Origin of the sequence: Paenibacillus sp. FSL K6-1217, assembly GCF_045040735.1 — a bacterium.
In the GTDB taxonomy this organism is placed as follows: domain Bacteria; phylum Bacillota; class Bacilli; order Paenibacillales; family Paenibacillaceae; genus Paenibacillus_AQ.
This window is the reverse complement of record NZ_CP150271.1, coordinates 2,387,022-2,412,858: the sequence shown is the minus strand read 5'-3', so window position 1 is coordinate 2,412,858 and position 25,837 is coordinate 2,387,022. Positions and strand designations below refer to the sequence as shown.

At 54.4% G+C, this 25,837-nt stretch carries 31 protein-coding genes; all 31 read left to right on the top strand.

The window, feature by feature from the left end; translation table 11 throughout:
* The first annotated feature begins 323 nt into the window (after nt 1–323).
* The 31 genes from MHH28_RS10830 to MHH28_RS10680 all read left to right on the top strand — a co-directional run bounded on the left by MHH28_RS10830 (nt 324) and on the right by MHH28_RS10680 (nt 25,834).
* Nucleotides 324–596, top strand: coding sequence for an HU family DNA-binding protein (locus MHH28_RS10830; protein ID WP_019909963.1), 273 nt, complete (start codon nt 324–326; stop codon nt 594–596).
* A gap of 102 nt (nt 597–698) precedes the next feature.
* Nucleotides 699–947: a trp RNA-binding attenuation protein MtrB gene (gene mtrB / locus MHH28_RS10825; protein WP_051478165.1), complete on the top strand. Its 249-nt coding sequence runs from the start codon at nt 699–701 to the stop codon at nt 945–947.
* A 106-nt stretch (nt 948–1,053) separates the two neighbouring features.
* Complete coding sequence (locus MHH28_RS10820) at nt 1,054–1,596, top strand: hypothetical protein (protein ID WP_405114724.1); 543 nt, start codon at nt 1,054–1,056, stop codon at nt 1,594–1,596.
* A gap of 114 nt (nt 1,597–1,710) precedes the next feature.
* On the top strand, nt 1,711–2,580 hold the full coding sequence (locus MHH28_RS10815) for a heptaprenyl diphosphate synthase component 1 (protein WP_405114722.1): 870 nt from the start codon (nt 1,711–1,713) through the stop codon (nt 2,578–2,580).
* 3 nt (nt 2,581–2,583) lie between these two features.
* Nucleotides 2,584–3,336: a demethylmenaquinone methyltransferase gene (locus tag MHH28_RS10810; protein WP_405114720.1), complete on the top strand. Its 753-nt coding sequence runs from the start codon at nt 2,584–2,586 to the stop codon at nt 3,334–3,336.
* The gene (locus MHH28_RS10805; RefSeq protein WP_405114718.1) at nt 3,329–4,204 is read left to right on the top strand and encodes a UbiA-like polyprenyltransferase; all 876 of its coding nucleotides are present in this window, start codon (nt 3,329–3,331) and stop codon (nt 4,202–4,204) included. Before MHH28_RS10810 ends, MHH28_RS10805 begins: the two co-directional genes overlap by 8 nt.
* 53 nt (nt 4,205–4,257) lie before the next feature.
* Complete coding sequence (locus MHH28_RS10800) at nt 4,258–4,803, top strand: UbiX family flavin prenyltransferase (protein ID WP_405116997.1); 546 nt, start codon at nt 4,258–4,260, stop codon at nt 4,801–4,803.
* Between the two features lie 3 nt (nt 4,804–4,806).
* Nucleotides 4,807–5,667 (top strand): menaquinone biosynthetic enzyme MqnA/MqnD family protein, encoded by an 861-nt coding sequence (locus MHH28_RS10795; RefSeq protein WP_405114716.1) that lies wholly within the window; start codon nt 4,807–4,809, stop codon nt 5,665–5,667.
* Nucleotides 5,664–6,632 carry a polyprenyl synthetase family protein gene (locus MHH28_RS10790; protein WP_405114714.1) on the top strand — a complete coding sequence of 323 codons (969 nt, stop codon included), beginning with the start codon at nt 5,664–5,666 and terminating at the stop codon, nt 6,630–6,632. Before MHH28_RS10795 ends, MHH28_RS10790 begins: the two co-directional genes overlap by 4 nt.
* A 111-nt stretch (nt 6,633–6,743) precedes the next feature.
* Entirely contained in the window at nt 6,744–7,187 is a 444-nt protein-coding gene (ndk, locus tag MHH28_RS10785) for a nucleoside-diphosphate kinase (RefSeq protein WP_405114712.1), read from the top strand.
* Nucleotides 7,188–7,214: 27 nt separating this feature from the next.
* Nucleotides 7,215–8,018, top strand: coding sequence for a CheR family methyltransferase (locus MHH28_RS10780; protein WP_405114710.1), 804 nt, complete (start codon nt 7,215–7,217; stop codon nt 8,016–8,018).
* Between the two features lie 109 nt (nt 8,019–8,127).
* The gene (locus MHH28_RS10775; protein WP_405114708.1) at nt 8,128–8,304 is read left to right on the top strand and encodes a hypothetical protein; all 177 of its coding nucleotides are present in this window, start codon (nt 8,128–8,130) and stop codon (nt 8,302–8,304) included.
* Between the two features lie 281 nt (nt 8,305–8,585).
* Nucleotides 8,586–9,755, top strand: coding sequence for a chorismate synthase (gene aroC / locus MHH28_RS10770; protein WP_405114706.1), 1,170 nt, complete (start codon nt 8,586–8,588; stop codon nt 9,753–9,755).
* Nucleotide 9,756: 1 nt separating this feature from the next.
* Nucleotides 9,757–10,860 (top strand): 3-dehydroquinate synthase, encoded by a 1,104-nt coding sequence (gene aroB / locus MHH28_RS10765; protein WP_405114704.1) that lies wholly within the window; start codon nt 9,757–9,759, stop codon nt 10,858–10,860.
* On the top strand, nt 10,854–11,225 hold the full coding sequence (aroH, locus tag MHH28_RS10760; protein WP_076079179.1) for a chorismate mutase: 372 nt from the start codon (nt 10,854–10,856) through the stop codon (nt 11,223–11,225). Before aroB ends, aroH begins: the two co-directional genes overlap by 7 nt.
* A 355-nt stretch (nt 11,226–11,580) precedes the next feature.
* Nucleotides 11,581–13,134 carry an anthranilate synthase component I gene (gene trpE / locus MHH28_RS10755; protein WP_405114701.1) on the top strand — a complete coding sequence of 518 codons (1,554 nt, stop codon included), beginning with the start codon at nt 11,581–11,583 and terminating at the stop codon, nt 13,132–13,134.
* Nucleotides 13,135–13,212: 78 nt separating this feature from the next.
* Nucleotides 13,213–14,253, top strand: coding sequence for an anthranilate phosphoribosyltransferase (gene trpD, locus MHH28_RS10750; RefSeq protein WP_405114699.1), 1,041 nt, complete (start codon nt 13,213–13,215; stop codon nt 14,251–14,253).
* Nucleotides 14,243–15,073: an indole-3-glycerol phosphate synthase TrpC gene (gene trpC / locus MHH28_RS10745; RefSeq protein WP_405114697.1), complete on the top strand. Its 831-nt coding sequence runs from the start codon at nt 14,243–14,245 to the stop codon at nt 15,071–15,073. Before trpD ends, trpC begins: the two co-directional genes overlap by 11 nt.
* Nucleotides 15,066–15,746, top strand: coding sequence for a phosphoribosylanthranilate isomerase (locus MHH28_RS10740; RefSeq protein ID WP_405114695.1), 681 nt, complete (start codon nt 15,066–15,068; stop codon nt 15,744–15,746). Before trpC ends, MHH28_RS10740 begins: the two co-directional genes overlap by 8 nt.
* The gene (gene trpB / locus MHH28_RS10735) at nt 15,743–16,942 is read left to right on the top strand and encodes a tryptophan synthase subunit beta (RefSeq protein WP_405114693.1); all 1,200 of its coding nucleotides are present in this window, start codon (nt 15,743–15,745) and stop codon (nt 16,940–16,942) included. Before MHH28_RS10740 ends, trpB begins: the two co-directional genes overlap by 4 nt.
* Entirely contained in the window at nt 16,939–17,760 is an 822-nt protein-coding gene (trpA, locus tag MHH28_RS10730) for a tryptophan synthase subunit alpha (protein WP_405114691.1), read from the top strand. The genes trpB and trpA overlap by 4 nt, the downstream gene beginning before the upstream one ends.
* Nucleotides 17,761–17,818: 58 nt before the next feature.
* Entirely contained in the window at nt 17,819–18,916 is a 1,098-nt protein-coding gene (gene hisC / locus MHH28_RS10725) for a histidinol-phosphate transaminase (protein ID WP_405114689.1), read from the top strand.
* Nucleotides 18,917–18,972: 56 nt separating this feature from the next.
* Complete coding sequence (locus MHH28_RS10720) at nt 18,973–20,067, top strand: prephenate dehydrogenase (protein ID WP_405114687.1); 1,095 nt, start codon at nt 18,973–18,975, stop codon at nt 20,065–20,067.
* 583 nt (nt 20,068–20,650) lie between these two features.
* Nucleotides 20,651–21,238 carry a sigma-70 family RNA polymerase sigma factor gene (locus tag MHH28_RS10715; protein ID WP_209993900.1) on the top strand — a complete coding sequence of 196 codons (588 nt, stop codon included), beginning with the start codon at nt 20,651–20,653 and terminating at the stop codon, nt 21,236–21,238.
* A gap of 152 nt (nt 21,239–21,390) precedes the next feature.
* Complete coding sequence (locus MHH28_RS10710) at nt 21,391–21,837, top strand: anti-sigma factor (protein WP_339218728.1); 447 nt, start codon at nt 21,391–21,393, stop codon at nt 21,835–21,837.
* Nucleotides 21,838–22,005: 168 nt separating this feature from the next.
* Entirely contained in the window at nt 22,006–22,593 is a 588-nt protein-coding gene (locus MHH28_RS10705; protein WP_405114684.1) for a histidine phosphatase family protein, read from the top strand.
* Between the two features lie 91 nt (nt 22,594–22,684).
* Nucleotides 22,685–23,773: a hypothetical protein gene (locus MHH28_RS10700; protein WP_405114682.1), complete on the top strand. Its 1,089-nt coding sequence runs from the start codon at nt 22,685–22,687 to the stop codon at nt 23,771–23,773.
* Between the two features lie 11 nt (nt 23,774–23,784).
* The gene (locus MHH28_RS10695) at nt 23,785–24,291 is read left to right on the top strand and encodes a gamma carbonic anhydrase family protein (RefSeq protein ID WP_405114680.1); all 507 of its coding nucleotides are present in this window, start codon (nt 23,785–23,787) and stop codon (nt 24,289–24,291) included.
* An 18-nt stretch (nt 24,292–24,309) separates the two neighbouring features.
* Entirely contained in the window at nt 24,310–24,489 is a 180-nt protein-coding gene (locus MHH28_RS10690) for an IDEAL domain-containing protein (protein ID WP_036698090.1), read from the top strand.
* Between the two features lie 152 nt (nt 24,490–24,641).
* On the top strand, nt 24,642–25,067 hold the full coding sequence (locus tag MHH28_RS10685; RefSeq protein ID WP_405114678.1) for a DUF2487 family protein: 426 nt from the start codon (nt 24,642–24,644) through the stop codon (nt 25,065–25,067).
* A 221-nt stretch (nt 25,068–25,288) separates the two neighbouring features.
* Nucleotides 25,289–25,834, top strand: a complete 546-nt coding sequence (locus MHH28_RS10680) for a ubiquinol-cytochrome c reductase iron-sulfur subunit (RefSeq protein WP_405114676.1) — start codon at nt 25,289–25,291, stop codon at nt 25,832–25,834.
* Nucleotides 25,835–25,837 lie beyond the last annotated feature (3 nt).

The window sequence follows — 25,837 nt, the reverse complement described above, 5'->3', positions numbered from 1 at the left end:
ATTTCCCGCTCTGTTGCTGTTGTCCGGCGCCTTCTCTGCTAGAGTCGAAAAGGGGAATTCTCCCTGGAAAGCTTCCGCTTTTACGGAATAACTGGTAGTAATAGACTGCGCAAATACAGCGGAATGAAGGCAAACTTGCTAATTTCTGCTCCTTTTTTGAGGAACGCCTTGAAATTATGGGTGGGCTGTATTACTATAAGTTTGTTGCGCTTCTAGAAGAGAGGCGCCAGTATCTAGTAATAAACGGGATTATCACGTATATTTTACGTTGAAACGGAAAGAGTGTATGATACCGGAACTTTTAACCAGGGAGGTGAGAAGACATGAATAAATCAGATTTGATCAACGTAGTTACAGAAGCAACTGAACTTCCCAAGAAAGATGCTACGAAAGCGGTAGATGCCGTTTTTGAAGCGATCACAGGTGCACTGCAAAGCGGCGATAAGGTTCAGCTGGTTGGCTTCGGAAACTTTGAAGTGCGCGAACGTTCCGCACGTAAAGGCCGCAACCCGCAGACAGGTGAAGAAATCGAAATTCCTTCAAGCAAAGTACCGGCATTCAAACCCGGTAAAGCGCTGAAAGACGGAATCAAATAATGATTTCTACATATCTGCCCCATAGTCCTTGAATACCCACGATGCCGCCTTCCAGGGCGGCATTTGTTTTTGAGAGGCTCATAAACGATGAGGAGGATTACAATGACTGAGAAGAAGAATGAAGTGAATCCTGCACCGTCCGGCAGCGACTATATCGTAGTCAAGGCCAAGGAGAACGGTGTTCAGGTCATCGGGCTGACCAGAGGGCTGGACACACGCTTTCACCATACGGAGAAGCTGGATAAAGGCGAGGTGCTCATTGCCCAATTCACCGATCACACCTCAGCCATGAAAATCCGCGGCAAGGCTGAAATCTGGAGCAAACACGGACAATTAGAGAGTGAAAGCTGAAAAGCAGGCATAGCCTGCTTTTTTTCAAAATATAACTAGATATGGGCCGCTCTGCGGTTCGTATATTCCTGCATAGCAGCGGAAATTATGAGTAAGGGGGCTTGTCATGAAGCGGAGCTGGCTGATCGGAACGGCAATGCTGCTCAGTGCAGCTACTACCCTGCTGCTGCCGCAGCTGGCCGGCAACGCTCTGACGGCCCAGAGCAATTACAGCGCAGTTCAGACAACTATGGGGCCGGGCGGCCTGGTACTGGGGAATGACAATCTGGTAGATGCGCTGAGCGAGATTCCGCTGAGTCTGATGATTGACAAGGCAGGCTGGGAGAACGGGGTATTGTCTCTGGATCTCAAGGTGAACGGCAATGCCCGCGAGCCGCAGGAGCTGTACAAGAACATGGCTCTGGCGATCAGGTTCGCTATTCAGGAGACTTCGAACGTGGACCAGCTGCTGCTGCGTGTGGTGGCAGAGGATCAATGGCTGGATACCCGCCGCCTGCTCCTTGCCGGTGATATCCGCCGCAGCGAGTGGACCCCCCTGCTGCAGGAGGCACTGCAGAGCGCAGGCAATTCGCCGCTTCCCGGGCCGCTGAAGAAGGGCTTCCGCATTAGCGAAAGCGAGCTGTGGAAAAAGCAGTTCATATATCCCTGAACCGGGTAAATGAAACTAGAAGGCTGCACTCGTGCGTGACAAAAAAACATGTGATATAATAGACAAGATTGTGAACAATGAGTTTGACAAACGTCAATGGCTTCGGAGGCTAAAATGAAACCGTACCGCATACCGCAACTGGCTAAACCCTACACCGACTACGATATGATTCAGCGGCATACGGAACTGCCGCCGTTCTCAGACGGGCGGGGTCATTTGTTATATATTTTTCTCGGCAGAGGCCGGGGGGCTGGCTTCCAGCAGGCAGAGCTGTTCACCCTCGTGACCGGACTCGTCCAGCTTGGACTGGATACCCATGAGAGCATTGACCGGAATCATGATGAGCCCGGCGGCGATCTCATGCGTACCCGCCAGCTGAAGGTTCTGGCCGGTGATTATTTCAGCAGCTGGTTCTACCATCTGCTCGCGAAGCACGGACAGATTGAGATGGTGGGCACGTTAAGCACGGCTATTGCAGATTTCAATGTGATGAAGGCCAATCTTTACGGCAAGATGAGCGGAACGCTTGTCCCGGCCGAACAATACTTCAAGCACACGGTACAGCTCAATATGCGGCTGTTTCTTTCTTTTACACCGATGATTGAAGAGCCGCAAAGAGACATCTGGCAGAAGCTGCTCGCAGAATTCAGCCAGTGTGAGACGGCAGCCCAGGAACTTCGCCGGGGGGGAGCTCCGGACAGTGCGCTGGAGGGTTATGCTTACTGGAAGGTGATGGAGTCGGCCATCGAAGAAGAACGTCAGCAGCTTATGGGACAGACCCTGGACCCCAAGGACTGGCAGAAGCTGAAGCTGAGGTGCAAATGCGATACGCTGCTGACGGACAAGCTGCATGCTTCGCTTGAATCCATTCAGGCGTTATTGCAGGGCATCAGGGACGAGGAACTGGCCGGTCAGCTCAGAGCAGCACTGGACCGCCTTCTTCTGCAAATGAAAATTTCCGGACAAGCTGCCGTGGAGGGTTAGAGAATGACAGTAGATAAAGCTACCGTAATAGGTGAGCAAGGCGACAAGCCGAAAGAGCAATTTGTCCATTCGGTATTTGAGAGCATTGCCGGCAAGTATGATCTGATGAATGATATTCTGAGCTTCCGGCGGCATAAGGCGTGGCGGAAGTTCACCATGCGCAAGATGGGCATGAAGCGCGGGGACTCGGCCGTAGACCTCTGCTGCGGGACCTGCGACTGGAGCATTGCCCTCGCTGATGCGAGCGAGACCGGGAATGTCATGGGGCTTGACTTCAGCGCAGGCATGCTGGAGGTAGGACGGCGCAAGGTGGAAGCGCGCGGACTCCAGGACCGGATCTCCCTGATTCAGGGCAATGCGATGGAGCTGCCCTTCGGCGATAATTCCTTCGACTACGCGACCATCGGCTTCGGACTGCGCAATGTGCCTGATCCCGTTCAGGTGCTGAACGAGATGAAGCGTGTGGTGAAGCCGGGCGGAATGGTGGTATGCCTGGAGCTGTCCAAGCCGATGAAGCAGCCGTTCAAAGGTATTTATTATTTTTATTTCCAGCGTGTGCTTCCGCTGCTCGGCAGGCTGTTCGCCAAGCGGTATGAGCAATATAAATGGCTTCCTGAATCACTGGCACTCTTCCCTGACCGGAAGCAGCTGGAAGAGATCTTCCGGGATACCGGACTTACGGAAGTGGAATCGTTCCCCTTGAACGGTGGCATCGCGGCGTTACATCTTGGACTCAAGGAGAACTGTAATGTTTAAGAAAATCGGAATTTTTCTACAAATGATTAAATTTGAGCACACGGTTTTTGCTTTACCCTTTGCATTTATGGGGGCTTTGCTAGGTTCAGTCGTTATGTTTGGTGAACTGCCCTCCTGGAGCCAGATCGGATGGGTGGTTGTTGCCATGTTCGGCGCACGCAGCGCGGCCATGGGGCTTAACCGGCTGATCGACCGGATCAGTGATGCGAAGAACCCCCGGACAGCGGGAAGAGCCATTCCGGCCGGACTTCTGAAGGTTGGAGAAGTATCGCTGTTCATCGCGTTCTCGTTCTTTTTGCTGTTCTGGGCCGCCTTCAAGCTCAATCCGCTGTCAGCGAAGTTGCTGCCGATTGCTGTTTTTCTGCTGGTCATCTATTCCTTCACCAAGCGCTTCACCTGGGCCTGTCACCTGATCCTCGGGCTTACAATTGCCCTTGCGCCTCTCGGCGGGTGGGTTGCGGTTACAGGAACCGTGGATATGACGGCTATGATCTTCTATTTCACTATCGTATTCTGGACGGCGGGCTTTGATATCATCTATTCCTGCCAGGATGTGGACTTCGACCGTAAGGAAGGTTTGTATTCCATTCCGGTACGCTTCGGGGTGGCCCGCGCGCTCGGGATTGCCAAGGTCCTTCATCTGCTGACAGCCCTGGGCTTCATCTCCCTGCTGTTCATCACGGATCTGAGCTGGTGGTATGTAGCCGGCATGGTGATTGCCTATATTATACTGTTCTATGAGCACTATATTGTGTCTCCGGGTGATCTAAGCAAGCTGCAGACTGCCTTCTTCACCATGAACGGTGTGCTGAGCATTGTCGTCTTTTCCTTTACTCTGATTGACCTGGTGGTGCAGTTCAACAAATGACCGAACCTAAGCCTAAGAACTTCGTGGTTGGCATTACCGGTGCGAGCGGGGCTATCTACGGCATCCGGCTGACAGAGACCCTGCTCTCCCTCGGATACACGGTCCATCTGGTTGTCAGTAATGCGGGCTGGCGTGTCTTCAAGGAGGAAATGGGCTATGCCGTCTCAGACCGGGAGGGACTGCTGAACGAGCAGTTCGGCAGCTATCCCGGTTCTCTTCTGTATCACCCGGTACAGGACATCGGCGCTTCAATTGCCAGCGGCTCCTTCCGGACCGAGGGGATGATTATTATGCCCTGCTCGATGGGAACACTGTCTGCTGTAGCGCATGGCAGCTCGGACAATCTGATGACGCGGGCGGCGGATGTCATGCTGAAGGAAGGCCGTCCGCTCGTTCTGGTTCCCCGTGAGACACCGCTGCATGCGATTCACCTGGAGAATATGCTGAAGCTGTCACGGATGGGCGTCAAGCTGATTCCGGCGATGCCGGCATTCTATTACGGTCCTGCCACGATGGATGATCTGATCAATTTCATGGTGGGCAAGGTGCTCGACAGCTTCGGGATTGAACATACTTTATTTCGCAGATGGGGGGAATGAAGAATGACAGACCTGGAACACACCGTCATCGGCAAAATCAGCTATACCAATTCATGGCCGGTCTATCATCATTTCCATCCTTCTTCTTTAAGCTTTCCTGCTGAAATGGTGAGCGAAGTGCCTGCTGTTCTTAATCGGGGCATGGCAGCAGGAGATATTCATGTAGGGGCATTATCCTCCTTCGCATATGCAGCGGCCAGCGATCGGCTGCTGCTGCTTCCCGGCCTGTCTGTCAGTGCGGACGGTCCGGTAGGGTCGATATTTCTCTTCTCCAAAATGCCGGTACAGCAGATCGGCAGCGGAAGGATCGCGGTGACGAACACCTCGGCCACCTCGGTCAATCTGCTGAAGATCCTGATGCATAAGGCCTTAGGATGCAGCCCTGAGTACATCAGCGCCGATCCCGATCTGAACGCTATGATGCAGCAGGCGGATGCCGGTCTCTTGATCGGCGATCACGCCATTCGAGCCTCCTGGCAGGATCAGGGATATGAGGTTACGGATCTGGGCGAGCTGTGGAAGGCATGGACAGGCCATAGTATGACCTTTGCCGTATGGGCGGTCAACCGCAGAGCTGCGTCCCGGAATCCGGAGGCCATTGCCGAGATTGCCGAGGCCTTCGAGCGGAGCAAGAGACGCGGCCTGAATGATCTGGGACCGGTAATTCACGAAGCCTGCTGCACGATCGGGGGCACGGCCTCTTATTGGAGAGATTACTTCCGTAATTTATGTTATGACTTTGGGGAAAGGCAGCAGGAAGGTCTGAACCTCTATTTCCGCTATGCCTATGAAATGGGCCTGCTGCCGCAGGAAGTGAAGATGGAGCTTTGGAGCCACAATCTGTTGACACGGGTGAAAGAATGAAGCGACTGCAAATATTCGGCTTGCTGAACAAAGATATGGATCAGATTGAGAAAGAGCTGTACCGCAGTGTCCAGGGGGATGATGAGCTGCTGAGCGAGACCTCGCTGCACCTGCTGAAGGCAGGGGGGAAGCGACTCCGGCCGGTATTCGTCCTGATGGGCGGCAAATTCGGGACCTATGACCTTGATAAGCTGAAGCGCGTCGCTATTCCGCTGGAGCTGATCCACAGCGCCTCACTGGTTCACGATGATGTCATTGACGATGCGGAGCTCCGGCGGGGAGAGCCTACCGTCAAGGCGAAATGGGGCGACAAGATCGCCATGTACACCGGCGACTATATTTATGCCAAGGCGCTGGTGATGACTTCGGGGCTGAAGAATCCCCAGATTCATCAGATTCTCTCCAAAGCCATGGTAGAGATGTCGATCGGAGAGATGGAGCAGATCCGCGACTTCTTCAACAGCGGACAGAGCGTGCGCCACTACCTGCGGAGAATCCGCCGCAAGACCGCGCTGCTGATTGCCGTGAGCTGTCAGCTTGGCGCTCTGGCTGCTGATGCGGAGCCGGGAACCGCCCGGCTCCTCTATAATTACGGATACAACGTAGGTATGGCGTTCCAAATCCGTGATGATCTGCTCGATCTCTCCGGAACGGAGAAGCAAATCGGCAAGCCTCCCGGCAGCGATATGCGGCAGGGGAACATCACGCTGCCTGTAATCTACAGTCTGCAGGATGACAGGCTGCGCGGCAGGCTGCTGGAAGAGCTTGAAGCGATTCGTGAAGGCCACAGCGGGGTCGGCCGGGCTATTGATCTGATTCTCTCCGGCGACGGCATTTCCCGTGCGGAGGAGCTGGCTTCCCGTTATATCGCCAAGGCGCTGGAAGCGCTGGATCAGCTGCCGGGCAACCGGACCAAGCGCAATTTGCGCGATATCGCCTTTTTCGTGACAGGCCGGGCTTATTGAAAATATAAGAACTCACCCGCAAATTTACGTTCACAGATGCCGGGGTTTCTGATAATATCAGACCATAAACAGCCCATTCATTCAGAATAAGGGGAATTGGAGAGTGACTCTATGGAACAAACGTATCTGATGATCAAACCGGATGGTGTACAGCGCGGATTAATCGGCCGCATCGTCGCCCGCCTGGAAGACAAGGGATTCAAGCTGGTCGCTGCCAAGCTGATTACCGTTACAGAGGAGCAGGCCAAGAAGCATTATGCCGAGCATGACGGCAAGGATTTTTTCCCGGAGCTGGTAAGCTTCATTACCTCCGGTCCTGTGTTCGCCATGGTGTGGGAAGGCGATGATGTCATCGCATTATCCCGTCTACTGATCGGCAAAACCAAAGTCGGTGAGGCCCTGCCGGGCACGATCCGCGGGGATTATGCCAGCCACACTCCGCTTAATCTGATCCACGGATCGGATTCACCGGACAGTGCAGCACGTGAAATCGCCAATTTCTTCGCTCCGGATGAGCTGGCACAGTATCGTAAAGACATCGCGGCCTGGATGTAAGATCCGGGCAGGAGACAGGAGAATATTATGGCTGAACGTGAAGAATCCTCATTAACCCCGGACCCTGATTACACCGGATTTATTCATAATATCAAACAAAGCACCGGCATTGACCTTGCGCAATACAAGGAAGCTCAGATGAAGCGGCGGCTGACAACGCTCCGTATGAAGAACGGGTACAACACATTTAACGAATTCTATGCGGCAATGATGAAGGACAAAGCTCTGTTCTATGAGTTTCTGGACCGCATGACGATCAATGTCTCCGAATTCTGGCGGAATCCGAACCGCTGGGAAGTGCTGAGGGATGTGATCCTGCCGGATCTTCAGCGTTCCGGCCGCAGGCTGAAGCTATGGAGTGCCGCCTGTTCTACAGGGGAAGAGCCTTATACGCTGGCGATGATTCTCTCGGATAAGAATATTCTGACCCAGACCGGGATTCTGGCTACTGATATTGATGACGGGGCATTGGCCAAAGCGAAGCAGGGAATCTATCTGGAGCGCTCGTTGAAGGATGTGCCCAAAGATGTGGCAGAGCGGTATTTCAGACCGGATGGGCCGGTCTTCAAGGTAAGTGACGGGCTGAAGAAGAATATCGATTTCCGCAAGCAGAATCTGCTGCTGGATAAATTCGATGAAGGCTTCGATCTGATTATCTGCCGCAATGTGATGATCTATTTCACCGAAGAAGCCAAGAATAAGCTGTATCACAAATTCTCGGCCAGTCTGCGGCCCGGGGGTTATCTGTTCGTCGGCAGCACGGAGCAGATCTTCACACCGGCGCAGTATGGCTTCGAGTCTACCGAAACCTTCTTTTACCGCAAGAAATAGTGTCAGCCGGTGGGGTGTCTCACGGGGTCCCGGGTATACTTTAACGTCTTTTCAGTGATAATGGGTAGTAGTAAGATACCTAACGCCAAGTGAAAGGTCGTTAACCCAGATGGACAAAAGCAAGGTCATAACCGCGTACCGGCGGGGCTTCCTCACCGTCCGCGAATGCGGGCAGATTCTCGGCATGGAGGAGCTGCAGCTCCTGAGCCTGCTTACTGCGGAAGAGGGCAGAACCGGCGGCCGTCTTCCGGCACCAGGCAGCGGCAGTCTGGAGACAGGCTCCTGAACGCGGGAGCACAGCAGCGCCGCTTCTACTCGAAAGAGCAGGAGCGGCGCTTGTTTTGTCCAAATATAAGAATTTATATGTTGCACATGATAAATGATCCTTCTATTTCTCGCTGAAACGGCACCGTCCTTTAAAAGGACGGCAAAGCGTTTCTACTTGCGCGGGAAGCGGCGAACCGCGCCATTGCTTTCTTGTCAAAGCGGGGAGCCTATACTATAATAAGCAAAGACATTTAACATTTTAGCGGTTTACAGTCTAAAAGTATGAAGGGGGAACGCAGCATGAGTTTGCGCTATTTAACAGCGGGGGAAACGCACGGCCCCCAGCTTACAGCCATTATTGAGGGATTGCCCAGCAATTTGACACTTGACTTTGAAGAGCTTAATTTCCAGCTGCACCGCAGACAGAAGGGCTACGGCCGCGGACGCCGGATGCAGATTGAGAAGGATACGGCCCAGATTGTCGGCGGTGTGCGCCACGGCTATACTACCGGAGCTCCGGTAGCGCTCGTTGTGGAGAACAAGGACTGGACACACTGGAAGAACATTATGAACATTGAGCCGGTTCCGGGCAGCGATGAAGAGAAGCGCCGGGTGAACCGTCCGCGTCCCGGTCATGCGGACCTGAACGGCGGACTTAAGTATAACCATACCGATCTGCGCAACGTGCTGGAGCGCTCCAGCGCCCGTGAGACGGCAGCAAGAGTAGCTGTAGGCGGAATAGCCCGCCAGCTGCTGGCAGCCTTCGGAGTGAAGATTGCCGGACAGGTCATCCGGATCGGAGAGATCGAAGCACCTGCTAACGATCTGCCTATCGATGAGCTGATTGCCCGGACTGAAGAATCCTCTGTGCGGGTAGTGGACAAGGAGACCGAGCAGAAGATGGAGGCTTACATAGACAAGATCAAGGAGGAAGGCGACTCCATCGGCGGGATTGTGGAATGTATTGTCGAAGGTCTGCCTGTCGGCCTTGGCAGTTATGTACAGTCCGACCGCAAGCTGGACGGTGCAATCGCCGGAGCGGTGATGTCGATCAATGCCTTCAAGGGTGTAGAGATCGGGATCGGCTTCGAAGCCGGCAGGCTGCGCGGCTCCCAGGTCCATGACGAGATCATGTATGAAGCCTCGCAGGGCTATCACCGGGCAAGCAACCGGCTGGGCGGGTTCGAAGGCGGAATGACCAATGGCATGCCGGTGGTCGTCAGAGGGGTAATGAAGCCGATCCCTACACTGTACAAACCGCTGCAGAGTGTGGATATCGATACGAAGGAGCCGTTCACTGCCCAGGTGGAACGTTCAGATGCCTGTGCCGTTCCGGCAGCCTGTGTTGTACTGGAGAGTGTAGTCGCCTGGGAGATTGCCAAGGCGTTCCTCGACAAATTCGGCGGGGATTCTCTGCAGGAGATCCGCGCCAACTATAATAATTACCTGGCCCAGCTGGAGAGCTACTAGGATGCGCAGTATTACTGTTGACTTAGGCGAACGTTCTTATCCGATCTATATCGGCAGCGGTCTGCTGGGCAGCATCGGCGAACGCTGCACTGAAGTCGGGTTCGCGCAGCGCAGCCCGCTGCTGGTGGTCAGCGATACGGAAGTGGCGCCGCGTTATCTGGAGCAGGTGGAGGCCTCCCTCCGCAGCAGCGGATATACGGTGGTCAGCCATGTCATTCAGGCTGGTGAAGCTTCCAAATCACTCGCTGTGTATGAAGAAGTCATTACTACAGCTATACAGGGCGGGCTTGACCGCAGCTCCGCCGTACTGGCGCTTGGCGGGGGAGTTGTGGGAGACCTGGCCGGATTCGTCGCCGCGTCTTATATGCGGGGTATCGGGTTCATGCAGATTCCAACGACCATACTCGCCCATGACAGCAGTGTAGGCGGCAAGGTGGCCGTTAACCATCCGCTGGCCAAGAATATGCTGGGCGCCTTCTATCAGCCGTCCATGGTACTCTATGATCTGGACACCTTAGCGACGCTCCCTCCCCGGCAGGTCGCTTCGGGATTGGCTGAAGTGGTCAAGCACGGGCTAATCCTGGACCGTGAGTTCGCTTACTGGTGCCGGGAGCATGCGGGCGAGCTGCTGGCGCTGGACCCTGAGGCGCTGGGATATGCGCTGGAACGCGGCTGCGCCATCAAGGCGGATGTGATCGGCGGGGATGAACGCGAGCAGGGGCAGCGCGCGATTCTGAATCTCGGGCATACGATCGGACATGCCATTGAAGCTGTCGGCGGCTATGGCACCTTCCTGCACGGAGAGGCGATTGCAATTGGGATGGCCGGATCTGCTCTCTTGGCAGCGAAGCTGGGCCGGGACAGACAGATCTACGAGGATACCGTATCCATGCTTGCCGCCCTGTCGCTGCCAACCCGGCTGCCTGCGCAGTATAGCGGGGAAGAGCTGATGGAAGCCATGATGCATGACAAGAAATTCAAGGAAGGCCGGATGACTTTTATCGTGCCGGAGGCCATTGGTGAAGTTAGCATCATCAGTGATGTGCAGGCAAGCGATGTCTCAGAAGTCATAGCCCAGCTTAAGAAGGAGGGGAGCCCATGGTGAACCGGGGCATACGCGGTGCAACAACCGTAACCCAGAATGAAGAAACTGAAATTTTACGTGAAACGGTGATCCTGCTGAGGGAGATTGTGGAGCGCAATGATGTAATCGCGGAGGATATCTGCAGTGTGTGGATTACGATGACCGCTGATCTGGATGCGACCTTCCCGGCGCGGGCGATCCGTGAGATTGAAGGCTGGGAGATGGTACCGTTGATGTGTTCCGTTGAGATCCCTGTGAAGGGCAGCCTGCCGAATTGCATCCGTCTGATGGTGCAGGTGAACACCGACAAATCCCAGCGGGATATCCGGCATGTGTATCTGAATGAAGCCCAGCGGCTTCGCCCGGATCTCTCACAGAGCAAGTAATAAATTATAGCCCACGGGGTTGTCAATGACTACTGTCATCATGTATAGTGAAGTTAGCCGAGTGAAGCAGAGTTTTGAATGAGTTGAGTAGAGTATAGTTGAGCAGAGTGTAGGACCTATAGCGAGCAGACCATTGACTGTCAGTATTCTTTTTTGGCATACCTATATAGCGGTGACTTATCATGAGTTGCACCTTCGCTATCCCTGTATCCATGAAGGAATCTCCTGCATTCGAATGGGTTCATGCCGGTCCGAGGCGCTTATTCACATACTGACTATCAACAAACCTCTACTCCGGTAGAGGTTTTTCTGTATTTCGGACAATATCCGTTCTAACCCTTAGGAGGTTACCCAAGTGACGAATCCGAGCATTGAAGAAGTGGTGTCGCTGTCGCGCGAATACAATCTGATCCCGGTTGTGACCAGACTGCTGGCTGATATGGAAACGCCGATCCGGCTGTTCCAGCGGTTTGCGGAGCAGGATCGCGCATTTTTGCTGGAGAGTGTAGAGGGCGGCGTTCAATGGGCGCGTTATTCTTTTATCGGCAGTGATCCGTTCCTGATGATCTCCGGCAAAAAGGGCCTGATCCAGGTAGAAGTCGGCGGTGAGAAAAAACAACTGTCCGGCAAACCTGTAGAGGAGCTGAAAGCGCTGCTCCGCTCTTACCGCAGTCCCAAGCTGGACGGCATGCCCCCCTTCACGGGCGGAGCGATCGGATTCTTCGGCTACGATCTGCTGCAGTATTATGAGAAGCTGTCCGCGCATGCCGTAGATGACCTGAATATGGATGACATCCGCTTCATGTTCTGTGACCGCATTATCGTCTTCGATCATGTGAAGCAGCAGATCCTGCTGGTGGGCAATCTTCATATCAAGGATGGCGATACGGATTCGGATATCCGGGCGAACTATGAGGAGCTAAGCAGCCGCTTAGGGAATCTGGCCGAGGAGCTGCAAAAGGAGGGCCCGAAGGAAAACGTCAACCGCCGCAGCATTCCGCAGGACATTGAACTGGGAGAGATTCACTCCAACCTGACGAAGGAGCAGTATATCCATAATGTGGAGCAGGCCAAAGAGTATATCCGTGCCGGAGATATCTTCCAGGTGGTGCTGTCGCAGCGTATGCATATCGAGACCGAGGTCTCCCCGCTGCATGTGTACCGGATGCTGCGCATCCTGAACCCTTCCCCCTATATGTATTATCTGAAAATGGATGAGGAGATCATCGTCGGCACCTCGCCGGAAGCGCTGGTCAAGGTGGACGGCGGACGGGTGGAGACCCGGCCGATCGCCGGAACCCGGCCGCGCGGAGCGACCGCGGCAGAGGATCAGCAGCTAGCCGCCGAGCTGCTGGAGGATGAGAAAGAACGTGCCGAGCATCTGATGCTGGTTGACCTGGGCCGCAATGATCTGGGCCGGGTCTCGAAGTTCGGCAGTGTGAAATGCAACTCATTCATGGAGATCGAGAAATACTCGCATGTCATGCATCTGGTCTCGAATGTGACCGGGACGCTGGCCGAGGATAAGGATTTCTTCGACGCCTTCCTCTCCTGCCTGCCGGCAGGTACCGTATCTGGAGCACCGAAGCTGCGGGCGATGGAGATCATTGCCGAGCTGGAACGGGAAGCCCGCGGTGCTTATGCCGGAGCGATCGGATATCTCGGCTTCTCCGGGAACATGGATTCATGCATCACGATCCGCACGATTATCTTCCGCAAAGGCCGCGCTTATGTGCAGGCCGGAGCAGGCATCGTCTGGGATTCGGTGCCGGAGAAGGAATATGAGGAGACGGTGAACAAGGCCAAGGGCATGCTGAAGGCGATCCGCATGGCGGAAGCGATGTTCCCCGCCGAGGTGAAGGAGAAGCAGGTCATTAATCAGGATTATATGTTCGAATATACCCCGTGAACCGGGAATCAGCAGAGCCGAGATCAGAAGAGCAGAGAATGCTCCATAAAACTTAAAAATTTTAGGAGGACATCAACTATGGAAGCAAGCCAGTTAATACAATCAGGAATTGCCGGTTTAATCGAGGGACAGGATCTTACCCGCACTCAGGCCCGCGAGATTATGGGCACTATTATGGAGGGTGCAGCCTCGCCCGCGCAGATCGGAGCGCTGCTGACCGCCCTGCGGATCAAAGGGGAGACCGTTGAAGAAATTACCGGCTTCGCCGAAGCGATGAGAGGTTTCGGCACACAGGTGCTTACAGAGCGGAGCCAATTGCTGGATACCTGCGGCACGGGCGGCTCCGGCATTCATAAATTCAATATCTCCACAGCTTCGGCGATCATCTCTTCCGCTGCATCTGTAAGAGTGGCGAAGCACGGCAACCGTTCGGCGTCCGGCAGAGCGGGCAGTGCAGATGTGCTGGAGGCGCTCGGGGTCAATATTCATCTGAATGCGGAGCAGGCGCGGCAATGTCTGGACAGTATCGGCATCTGCTTCCTGTTCGCTCAAATCTACCATCCGTCCATGAAGCATGCCGCTGCTCCCCGCCGTGAGCTGGGCGTGCGGACGGTATTTAACATGCTGGGCCCGCTGACCAATCCGGCTGGAGCTGACCGCCAGCTGATGGGCATCTATGACCGCAATAAGACGGAGACGGTTGCCAGGGTTCTGGGTGAACTCGGCTCCAAGCGGGCGATGATTGTCAGCAGCCTGGACGGCCTGGATGAGATCAGCATCTCGGCACCGACCCAGGTCTCTGAGCTGAAGCAGGGCGTAGTCACCACCTATGAAATAACGCCGCAGGAGCTTGGCCTGAGCCAGCATCCGCTGGAGGATGTGATGGGCGGCGATGCCGCAGAGAATGCGGCGATTATTACTACAGTGCTGGAGGGTAATATCAATCCGTACCGTGATATTGTACTGGCGAATGCCGGAGCTTGCATCTATGTCGCGGGCCTTGCGGATACACTGAAGGAAGGCGTGGACCGTGCCCGAGAGGTTGTGGATTCAGGGGCGGCCCTGCGCAAGCTGGAACAGTTAAAAGCGATGACAAAGGAGCTTGATTATGTATCTTGACCGGATTGTTGCCACGAAAGTGAAAGAGGTAGAAGCGTTAAGCCGGCAATTCTCGCTCGCCGCGGCGGAGCGCTCCATTGCAGCATTGCCTGCAACCAGAGGCTTCCGCAGCGCCGTAACTGAACGCCGGAACCGGGAGATGGGGCTGATTGCCGAGGTGAAGAAGGCCTCACCGTCCAAAGGGCTGATCCGGGCCGATTTTGATCCGGTGACGATTGCCCGGGGCTATGAAGCGGCAGGAGCCGATTGCCTGTCTGTGCTGACGGACAAGGATTATTTTCAAGGCAGCGGCGTGTATCTCCAGCAGGTAAGAGAGGCCGTGCAGCTTCCGCTGCTGCGCAAGGACTTCATCATTGATGAGAAGCAGATCTATGAGGCCCGGCTGCTTGGTGCGGATGCCATTCTGCTGATTGCGGCCATTCTGACCCCGCAGCAGCTCGCCGCGTTCACGGATACCGCCGCCGCGCTAGGACTCGATATCCTGATTGAGGTCCATGACCGCAGCGAACTGGAGACGGTGCTGGCTACTGGCAAAGCCGCACATCCCGGAGTCTTGCTGGGCATTAATAACCGGAATCTCAAGACGTTCGAAACCTCGCTCTCCGCTACGGAGGAGCTGGCCGCGCTCCTGCCCGCCGGTCTTCCGGTCATCAGCGAGAGCGGAATCACCGGCCCCGAGGACATTGCTTATCTCCGCAAGACACGGGCAACCGGTGTGCTGGTCGGAGAATACCTGATGCGCCAGCCGGATGTGGAACAGGCGGTCCATCAGCTGCTCGGTCCGCTTCCTGCCGGGAAGGACCGTGCGCGGCATGACTGAACCTCTCGTAAAAATCTGTGGACTTCAGGGCGTTGAAGTGCTAAAATCTATGAATAGTTTGCCGCTCGATTATGTCGGCCTGGTGTTTGCTCCCAGCCGCCGGAGGGTTACTGCGCAAACGGCTGCGGAGCTGATTGCAGAGCTGGGCAACTGGAAGTCAGAGCCTGCCCCCCGCCCGGTGGGCGTATTCGTTAATCCCGGCCTGTCCGAGCTGGCTGAGCTGCTGAGAACGGTAACGCTGGATGTGGTGCAGCTTCATGGACAGGAGAGTCCGCAGTTTTGTGCGGAGGTCAAGACGGCTTTTCCCCGGGTTAAGGTCTGGAAGGCCCTTTCGGTTGCCGGTCGTAATCCTGATGCAGGGGATGAGGTTCAGTCTCTGCTGGACAGCTATGCGGGCACCATTGACGCGCTGCTGCTGGATACCTATGATCCGCAGGACAGCGGCGGTACGGGCCGCACCTTTGATTGGGAGCAGATCCCCTTATACCAGCAAGCGGCGGCGAAGCATGCGCTGCCTTTATTTATAGCCGGTGGCTTGCATCCGGACAATGTGAATGAGCTGCTGGAAGGCTACGCCCCTTATGGCGTGGATGTCTCCAGCGGAGTAGAGAGCAATGGCAGTAAGGACATCGCCAAAATGACAGCTTTCGTAGAAAGGGTGAAGCAATCATGATACAAGTACCGGACAAAAATGGACGTTTTGGTTCTTTTGGAGGCCGCTTCGTTCCTGAGACCTTGATGACTGCACTGATTGAGCTGGAGGAAGCCTACAATAAATTCTCGGCAGACCCGGCTTTTCAGGAGGAAATAGATTATCTGCTCAAGCAATATTCGGGCCGTGAGACCCCGCTGTATTATGCAGAGCGGTTAAGTAAACAGCTTGGCGAGGCCAAGATCTATCTGAAGCGGGAGGACCTCAATCATACGGGTGCCCACAAGATCAACAACGCTATCGGACAAGGCATCCTGGCCAAAATGATGGGTAAAACCAAGGTGATTGCCGAAACCGGCGCGGGCCAGCACGGAGTAGCTACAGCTACGGTTGCCGCGTTGCTCGGTATGGAATGCAAGGTGTTCATGGGCGAAGAGGATACCCGCCGCCAGGCGCTGAATGTCTTCCGCATGAAGCTGCTCGGCGCTGAAGTTATTCCGGTCACCTCCGGCTCCAGAACGCTGAAGGATGCCGGGAATGAGGCGCTCCGCTACTGGGTGAGCAATGTGGAAGATACGTTCTACGTGCTTGGCTCTGCGGTAGGCCCTCATCCGTATCCGATGATGGTCCGCAACTTCCAGCGGATTATCGGGGATGAGACCCGCCGCCAGATTCTGGAGGCGGAAGGGCGTCTGCCGGATCTGCTGGTTGCCGCTGTAGGGGGAGGCAGCAATGCCATCGGCATGTTCTATCCGTTCATGGAGGATGAGCAGGTGGGGATGATCGGTGTTGAAGCTGCCGGTAAAGGCGTAGATACTCCCTTCCATGCCGCGACTATGAGCAAGGGAAGCCACGGTGTGTTTCAGGGCTCGCTGAGCTACCTGCTGCAGGATGAGCATGGACAGGTCATCGAGGCCCATTCCATCTCGGCCGGACTCGATTATCCGGGCGTCGGGCCTGAGCATTCTTATCTCAAGGACATTCACCGTGCCCAGTACGTGCCGGTGACGGATGCGGAAGCGCTGGATGCGCTGAAGCTGCTCTGTGTGACGGAAGGAATTATTCCCGCCCTGGAATCGGCTCATGCCCTTGCCCATGTGGTGAAGCTCGGCAAGACGCTGACCAAGGATGATATTGTGGTGATCTGCCTGTCGGGACGCGGCGACAAGGACGTCGAATCCATTATGGCTTATACGGAAGGGGCGGAACAGCAATGACAACTGAAACGACGAACCGGATGGACCTGACGTTTAACCGGCTGAAGGCGGAAGGCCGTACTGCCCTTATTCCGTTCCTTACCGTAGGCGATCCCGATCTGGAGACGACACTGGATATTATTGCCGAGCTGGAGGCAGCGGGAGCGGATATCCTGGAGCTTGGCGTTCCTTACTCTGATCCGCTGGCCGACGGTCCGGTCATTCAGCGGGCGTCCGCAAGAGCGCTGCTCAGCAAGGTTCATCTGCGCACCTGCATGGAGACGGCGCTGAAGGCCCGGCAGGCAGGCAGTGAGCTGCCCTTCATCCTGTTCACGTATTACAATCCGGTGATGCAGATGGGGCTGGATACGTTTTTTGCGGAGCTGAATGCCCATGAGATCAGCGGGCTGATCATTCCTGACGTGCCGGTGGAGGAATCGGAGGACCTGCGTGTACGCAGCCGCGCCGCCGGAGTGAATCTAATTCCGCTCGTGGCCCCGACCTCCAGCGAACGGATCGCCCGGATCGTATCCGGCGCGAGCGGCTTCGTCTATTGCGTATCCTCACTCGGTGTGACCGGGGAACGCTCTAGCTTCCACAGCGGAGTAGATGAGTTCATTGCGTCCGTCCGCCGGGCTACGAATCTGCCTGTCGCTGTAGGCTTCGGGATCTCCACTGGAGAACAGGTATCCCGGTTTGCCAAGATCTGCGATGGAGTAGTAGTCGGAAGCGCGATTGTCCGCAAGGTGGAGGAGGTTATTCCTCTCTTGTCCCAGCCGCAGACGAGAAGCGCCGGACTGTTGCAAATTCGTGAATTTGTGGCACAATTAAGACCATAACGGTCTTTTTTCCAGACCAGATGTTAGCTAATTAACCATTGGAGAGCGAGGATCACCCATGAATCCAAAACCGAATATCGTTGACCTTCCTGTCTACAAGCCGGGAAAGCCAATCGAAGAAGTCAAGAAGGAGTTGGGCTTAAGCGAAGTCATTAAGCTGGCATCCAACGAGAACCCTTACGGGGCTGCACCAAGTGCAAAGGCCGCTATTGTAGCAGAGCTGGAGAATCTCTATTTGTACCCGGACGGCTCCGCCGCTGAGCTGACGGCAACGCTGGCTAAGCATCTGGGCGTGGCGGGTGACCGTATTATTTTTGGATGCGGATCAGACGAGATTATTGCTCTGATTGCCCGTGCCTTCTTCCTGCCCGGTGACGAGACGATTATGGCGGATCAGACCTTCTCTGTATATAAGAGCAATGCCGATATAGAAGGGGCTGTAACGATAGAAGTCCCGCTTAAGAACGGAACGCATGATCTGGATGCAATGCTGGCGAAGATTACAGACCGGACCAAGATCGTCTGGATCTGTAATCCGAACAATCCAACCGGTACGATTGTGCCCGAGGACGCCCTGATTTCGTTCCTGGATGCGGTGCCTGCCGGCGTGATGGTAGTCCTGGATGAAGCCTATTATGAATATGTGACGGATCTGAGCTACACGGACGGCATTAAGCTGATCGACACGTATCCTAATCTGGTAGTCCTGCGCACCTTCTCCAAGATCTATGGTCTTGCTGCACTCCGCATCGGCTATGGCGTAGCCAGCCAGCAGGTGATCTCCCTGATTAATCAGGTGCGTGAGCCGTTCAACACCACCCGCCTGGCTCAGGTCGCGGCTGTGGCGGCCCTCTCCGACCAGGAGTATGTGCAGCAGTGCCGTGCGCTGAACAGTGCAGGGATTGTACAGCTTGAGGCGGAATTCGGGCGTCTTGGGCTTGCATCCTTCCCGGCCCATGGCAACTTCATTATGGTAGATGTGAAGAGGCCGGCTGCTGAGGTCTTCGATATGCTGCTCCGGCAAGGAATCATCGTCAGAACAGGCTTCCACCGGTATCCGACCTACCTGCGGGTGACCATCGGCTCCACCGAGCAGAATACTGCCTTCGTAGCTGCGCTGGAGCAGGCGCTGAAGGAGCAGGAGATTCGCGCATAACCGCAAGGACAGAAGCTGGATTGACGATACCACAGAAGGCAGGTAGTACTAAGAACATGACGACAAAAATAGCGATTTTCGGTGTCGGCCTGATCGGCGGCTCACTGGCCCTTTGCTTCAAAGGCAAGGAGGGTCTGACCGTTGTAGGCCATGCCCACCGCCCTGAATCTGCAGCTAAATATGTGAGCAGAGGTGTGGTCGATCAGGCAACATTATCCCTTGAGGAAGCCGCACTGGATGCGGATTATATTTTCCTGTGTGTGCCGGTCGGCATGCTTGAGGACTACCTTCAGCAGTTAAGCAGGCTGCCCCTGAAGCCGGGGTGCATTATTACGGATGTCGGCAGCACGAAGGCCAGCATCGCCGCTTGTGCCCTTACACTGGATCTTCCGGATGTGCATTTCATCGGAGGTCATCCCATGGCCGGATCGGAACGCTCGGGTGTGGAGGCAGCTTCATCTTTACTGTTCGAGAATGCGTATTACGTGCTTACGCCTCCGCCGGGCGTACCGGAAGCGGCATACCAGGCGCTGGAGTCTTTGCTGCTACATACGAGAGCGCAGATTGTCCGGCTTGAACCGGAGCGTCACGATGAGATTGTTGGAGCGATCAGCCATCTGCCGCATATTATTGCGGTAGCGCTGGTGAATCAGATTCAGGCCTACGATCATTCGGACTCCCTCTACAGCACGCTGGCAGCGGGGGGCTTCCGTGATATTACGCGGATTGCCTCAAGTGATCCGATCATTTGGCGCGATATTCTGCTGAATAACCGCTCCGTGATGCTGCGTCTGCTGAAGGATTGGAATGATGAGGTGTCCTCGTTCATTCATCTGCTGGAGAGCGGGGATGGCACAGGGATCGAGTCGGCCTTCCAGGAGGCGAATCACTTCCGCAGCCAGCTTCCGGAACGGCGCAAGGGAATGATCACTCCGCTGTTCGATCTGCATATTGATGTTCCCGATCACCCCGGCATTATCGGCCGCATTGCTACAGAACTGGGCGACCAGGGAATCAACCTCAGCAACGTGCAGATTATTGAGAGCCGCGAGGACGTCCCCGGAATCATGCGTTTATCCTTCCGCCAGGAGCATGATATGGAGCAGGCCAGAATCTTGCTGCAGCAGAACGATTACACTGTATATGTGTGAAAATAGCTATAAAAGCATAGCCGGGGCCGGGTGCCCCGGCTATGCTTTTATATGAAGAATATCCAAATGTTCGTAAAAATGGGCAAAAAAAAGACCGCTTACATAATAAGCGGTTACAGTTCACAATTTCTTGGAACCGTCTAGTGTTTGGATAGGAGTGGAGAGAAACCATACTGTACTTTTATTATATGTATCCGTTTACATATTGTCAACCCTATATTCAAATTAAATAATACCGCTCTCATTGGCCGGCCCGCAGCCCTCTGCAAGTCTATTAATTTCCTCCTGTTAGAAACTATGCTATACTGGGTTAGTATGTTTATAGACTTCTTCCAAGTATAGGTAACTGCTTGTTGTCCAAGCGCAGACGGTAATGCCGTCCGTTAAGGAGAATCCTGCCATTCTTCTGTCCTGAAAAGGAAATGAAAGTTGTAAATAACGGTGAGTTGAATATACATAGGAAGTATTGGATTTTTGTGCTGCAAATTTGAAGGAATGCCGCAACTTTTTGTTACCTGCCCGGTATAAGTAGATACGGACCGGACGGGATTACACGTGCAAGGGCGAGGAGGGCCGACTCACCATGACGGATTCCCAGTTGATCCAGCTAATCAAGCAAGGCGATACAGAATTATACTCGGAACTTATGCGACGATATCAACGCAAGATATTAGCGTTTGTGTACCACATGCTGAAGAACTCCCATATGGAGCTTATAGCCGAAGACCTCTGTTCAGAGACCTTCTACAAAGCTTTCCGGAGCCTTCATTCCTTCCGTGAAGTGGATGCATCGTTCTCCACATGGCTGTACACCATTGCCCGCAATACAGTACTTAGTGAACTTCGTAAGAACCGTGCCGGGAATGTATCGCTTGAAGAGAGCGGATATACACCAGTGGCACCGCTTGATGTTGCCCCGGAACAGGCGGCATTACGCAAGGAACGGATGGAACTCGTCCGCGAAGCGATTAACAATCTCCCAGAGAAGCAGCGTTCCGCGCTGATTCTGCGTGAATATGATCAGATGGATTACCAGGAAATTGCCGTGATTCTGGATCAGAGTGTCAGCTCGGTCAAATCACTGCTGTTCCGGGCAAGGAGCAGCGTCAAGCTACAGCTCGAATCCTATTTCTATGAGCCTGATGTTGAAGAGCAGGCTGAGAGGGTGTAAGGCCTATGAATTGCAGGGAAGCGCAGGATTCCATTCCACACTTATGGGACGCTCCCCCCACAGATCCCAGGCGGATTAGACTTGAGAGACATATTGCAACCTGCTCCTACTGCAGTGCCGAATGGGCGCTGTGGCAGGAGACCAGTGAGCTTATGCAGGATACAAGGTTCGATGTCAGCGATGAGCGGGCAGAAGCGATTAACAGTAAGGTAATGGAACGGATCTATCTGGAGAGTCCCTGGCTCATGCCCGGTGACGGGAAGTCTGCGGGGAGCTCGGCAGTTTTCCGGCATCGCTTAAGCCTCTGGATTGCCTGCTTCCTAGCGGTGTTCATCTCCAGCTTCTTATATTTCACCGTGTTCAAGACCCCCTCGAATACGACGGCGGCACAGAGCGGGATCGTCGAGACAGGTGTGGCAGGCTTAACCCTGGACTGGTCTTCTTCTTATCCGGTGGAATCCGAGGGCGGCGGGATCATTGAGCCGCTGGTGGCCAACATGGGCCCTGCACATCCGCAGTACTGGATGGTATTGTCGACGCTGGGCGTCGGATTATCCATATTCCTGCTGGTACGCCTGAACCGGTACCGCAGACAATGAGAACCCCCTTCCCGAGATATGGAGAAGAGGGTTTTTGTCGCTGAAACGGTACTATCTTTTACAAGTACGGCAAAGCCGTTTCCAATTGTCGTTAAAAAAGAAGACATTTGTTTTCATTCGTGTTACATTATTAAGCAAAACATAAAGGGAAGGGAACGGTGATAGGCGATGCTGATCGGCTTAATACGCCATGGGCTGACGGATTGGAATGCGGAAGGTAAAATTCAGGGACAAAGTGATATTCCGCTGAATGAGGAAGGCCGGCGGCAGGCTGAGATGCTGGGCGACCGGCTGCTGCAGGAGCCTTACCACTGGGACTACTGCATTACCAGCAGTCTTTCCCGCGCCGCAGAGACCGGCAAGATTGTGACGGCCAAGCTGGGCATCCCTTTGCTGGAGCCGGATGACCGCATCCGTGAGCGTGCCTACGGCCAGGTGGAGGGCATGACGGCAGAAGCCCGCGAAGCCAAGTGGGGCAAGGATTGGAAGCAGCTGTCCCTGGGACAGGAGAGCGATGAGGCGCTTCAGGTCCGGGGTCTTGCATTTCTGGAGGATGTGACAGCCCGGTTCCCGGGTAAGAATGTCCTGGTCATCTCCCATGGCGGATTCCTTGCACAGCTGTACACCGCACTCTACAAAGACAAATATTCGGAACGGCTCGGCAATCTCTCACTTACGATTCTGGAGAAGAATGAGCAGGAATGGAATCCGTTACTGTACAACTGTACCCGTCATATTTTACAAAAACAGCATTAACCCGACCCTTCGGGTTATTTTTTTTTGCGGCAGAAGGAATAAAAAGGGCTGTATTTCCCATAATGGTAGTAAAACGGTGAGGCGATGAGAGATGAATCTGGCGGATATGCTCACTTATGCAGACATTGGTCAGCTGACCGCCATAGCGGGACGTTACCAGTGTGAGTGCAAACGGAATTCCAAACATGATTTGATTCAGAGTATATTGATCACCTTGGGCAGCCGGGAGTTCATGGAGTCCCATATTAAGGGGAGTTCCCCGGGAGAGCTGCGGTTTCTGAACAACCTGCTGTTCGATGAACGCAGCCATTTCAGCCTGGAGGATCTGCTGGCCGCAGCCCGGCAGGCGTCCTTCGATGCCCCGCCCGGCAAAAGCGGTGACTACCGCGAGCTGGTCAGCCGGCTCAAGAACAGCGGCTGGCTGTTCAGTGGAGCATCCCAGCAGAGCAGGTATCAGTACCAGGTGCCGCTGGATTTGAAGAAGCGCTTCCGCGAACAGATGGGCCGGCATTTGAAGGAACGGATTGTTCCGGGCCCTGAGCCTGCGGTGTATAGGGGGGAAGGGGATCTGCTGGCCGGGGATCTGCTGCTGTTCCTGCGGTATGTGAAGGAGAATGAGCCGGAGCTGAACCAGGAGGGCGCGCTCTATAAACGTAATCAGCAGGGAGTGATGAATGCGCTGCAGATTGCGGAGCCTCTGCTCGGCAAGGGCGGCTGGAGATTCGGCTACGGCAGGGCTTGTGAGCATTATCCGCCGAGGTTTGCCCTGCTGTACGATTATGCCCGCCACCGGCGCTGGATCTCCGAGGAGGGCTACAGGCTGCAGCTTACAGCCGCAGGCGAGCAGTTTCTGAGCGAGGGGAAATCGGAAAAGCTGATGCAGTTATTCTCCTTTTGGTTAAGACTGTATAAAGGAGCTATTCCTAATTTGCCCTCGCTGGTCTACTGGATCAGTCTAAGCGCCGGCAGTTGGGTGACTACAGCCTCGCTGTCCGAGGGGATCGGCTGGCTGATCAAGCCCTTTTATTACGATGATGCCGCTTCCATTCTGGAACAGCGTATCTTGCGGATGATGCTGCATCTGGGCATGCTTAAGCTTGGTGAGGAACCCGCAGGAACGGTAGTGATGATGACATCCTGGGGATGTGAGGCCGCTGTGCCGAAGCACCTGCTCAGGTAAGGGGGAGAGAGATGCGGATTGCCTATGGGAGTTACATACCGCAGCTTGATGAATCAGTCTATGTGGCGGAAGGCGCTAAGCTCGTTGGCGATGTAAGAATAAGCAAACAATCCAGTGTCTGGTTCAACGCCGTACTTCGCGGTGACCTGGCGCCGGTGATCATCGGGGAGCGCTGCAATATTCAAGACGGCGTTGTCGGCCATGTGGCGGAAGGATTGCCGCTGGTGCTGGAGGATGATATCTCGGTGGGGCATTCAGCAATTATCCACGGCTGCCGGATAGGCAAGGGCACATTAATTGGAATGGGTGCAATTGTACTGAACGGCGCAGAGATTGGTGAATATGCTTTAATAGGAGCCGGCTCCCTTATAACCGAGAAAACCATTATTCCTCCGTACACGCTCTCCTTGGGCACACCGGCTAAAGTGGTCCGTGAATTGAAAGAACAGGATCTGCTGAGGATGGCGCGCACAAGTGAAAGCTATGTGAAGAAAGCATTGGAATACGGAAACTCTTAAACAGCGGAGGTGTATCGAATGGACAAAATGAAGGCTACTTATGAAGTGATGCTGGGGCTTGCTGCGGAAATGGTATGGGATGAAGCGTTAAGAAAGCGTCGTACCGACATGTTGTACCGGAAGATCGACACGGCGCTGGCTGCCGGTGATGAGGCGGCTTTCCGGAACCTGACTGAAGAATTGAAAAGTTTGGCATAGAGGAATGCGCCTGGCGCATTCCTTTTTTTGTCTTGGCGTGCTCCAAGGACCGCAAAGATCCAGAATTAAGGATTGCCAAGCCGAGCACACTTGATTATGATGCTTTTAGCGTGAAATGATGGCTGCGGGATGCGGCCGGAGGGGGCAACTCTATGAAATTCAGTGATTTTGACAGTAAAGCTTGGGAGACCGATGGACATTACTATGATACCTGCATCATTCCCTATAGCGGACTTAAGGGCACGGAGTCTCCGCCTGAGACCGTGGCGCTGCTTGAACGGCAGCGTGATTTCCTGGAATTGGCCGAACAGCCCTACAAGGGGCGTGTCGTGACTTATCCGGCGGTGCAGTATGCAGGGCCTGGAATGATCGCCCTGATGAATGACCTTTGCCGAAAAGTCAAATCCAGCGGTTTCCAGTACGCCATTGTGATGTCGGCCAATGAGGGGCTGCCCGCGGAGGAGCTTGTTGAAAGCGATTTACTCCTTTGCCTGCCTGAGATAGCTGCCGATACACGGACTTCGGTAAGCGCGTATGTACGGGGGGGAATCCAAACCTTATGGCAGAATGGAAAATGAGTTAAATGTGACGAAAAATCAACAATTTATCAAAAATGACCCTTAAACGCCTGTCACAATTTAGACAATATTCTTGACGGGTTTTGGACCCTAAGCTATGATTAGGATGAACTTATATGAACTGTGATATATTTCATTGAAAACGGATTTTTCACCTTAAATAACAATGCAACAAATCTGCAGGTGCCTTCTCAAATTTTGAAAAGGGGGTTACATACAGTATGAGCAGCCTTAATGAAGAAGAAGAGTCACTACCGCCCAGCCGAAACGAGATGTCACGCAGACAGTTTTTGACCTACACGTTAGGCGGGGCTACCGCCTTTATGGGTGCCGGTGTTATTCTGCCGATGGTCCGGTTTGCTGTGGACCCGATTCTGCAGAAAAAGGGCGAGGGAGAGTTCATCAAGGTAGCTGAAGCGTCCAAAATTACCGATGAGCCGCAGGAGTTCACCTTCGAACTTCCGCAACAGGACGGATGGTATGCCAGTACAGCGACGCTGACGGCGTGGATCCGTAAAGACGCGAATGGAGATATTTATGCGCTTTCACCTATCTGCAAGCATCTGGGCTGTACGGTAGGCTGGAACAACAACAAGGCGCATCCCGATGAATATCATTGCCCTTGCCACGGTGCGCGCTATACGAAGCAGGGCCGGCAGCTGGCCGTAGCTGCCAAGCCGCTGGACCAGTACACCACCAAGATTGACGGAGGTTGGGTGTACCTCGGTGAAATCGTGCCTAATACTGAATCGGCGAAGGAGGCGTGAGCG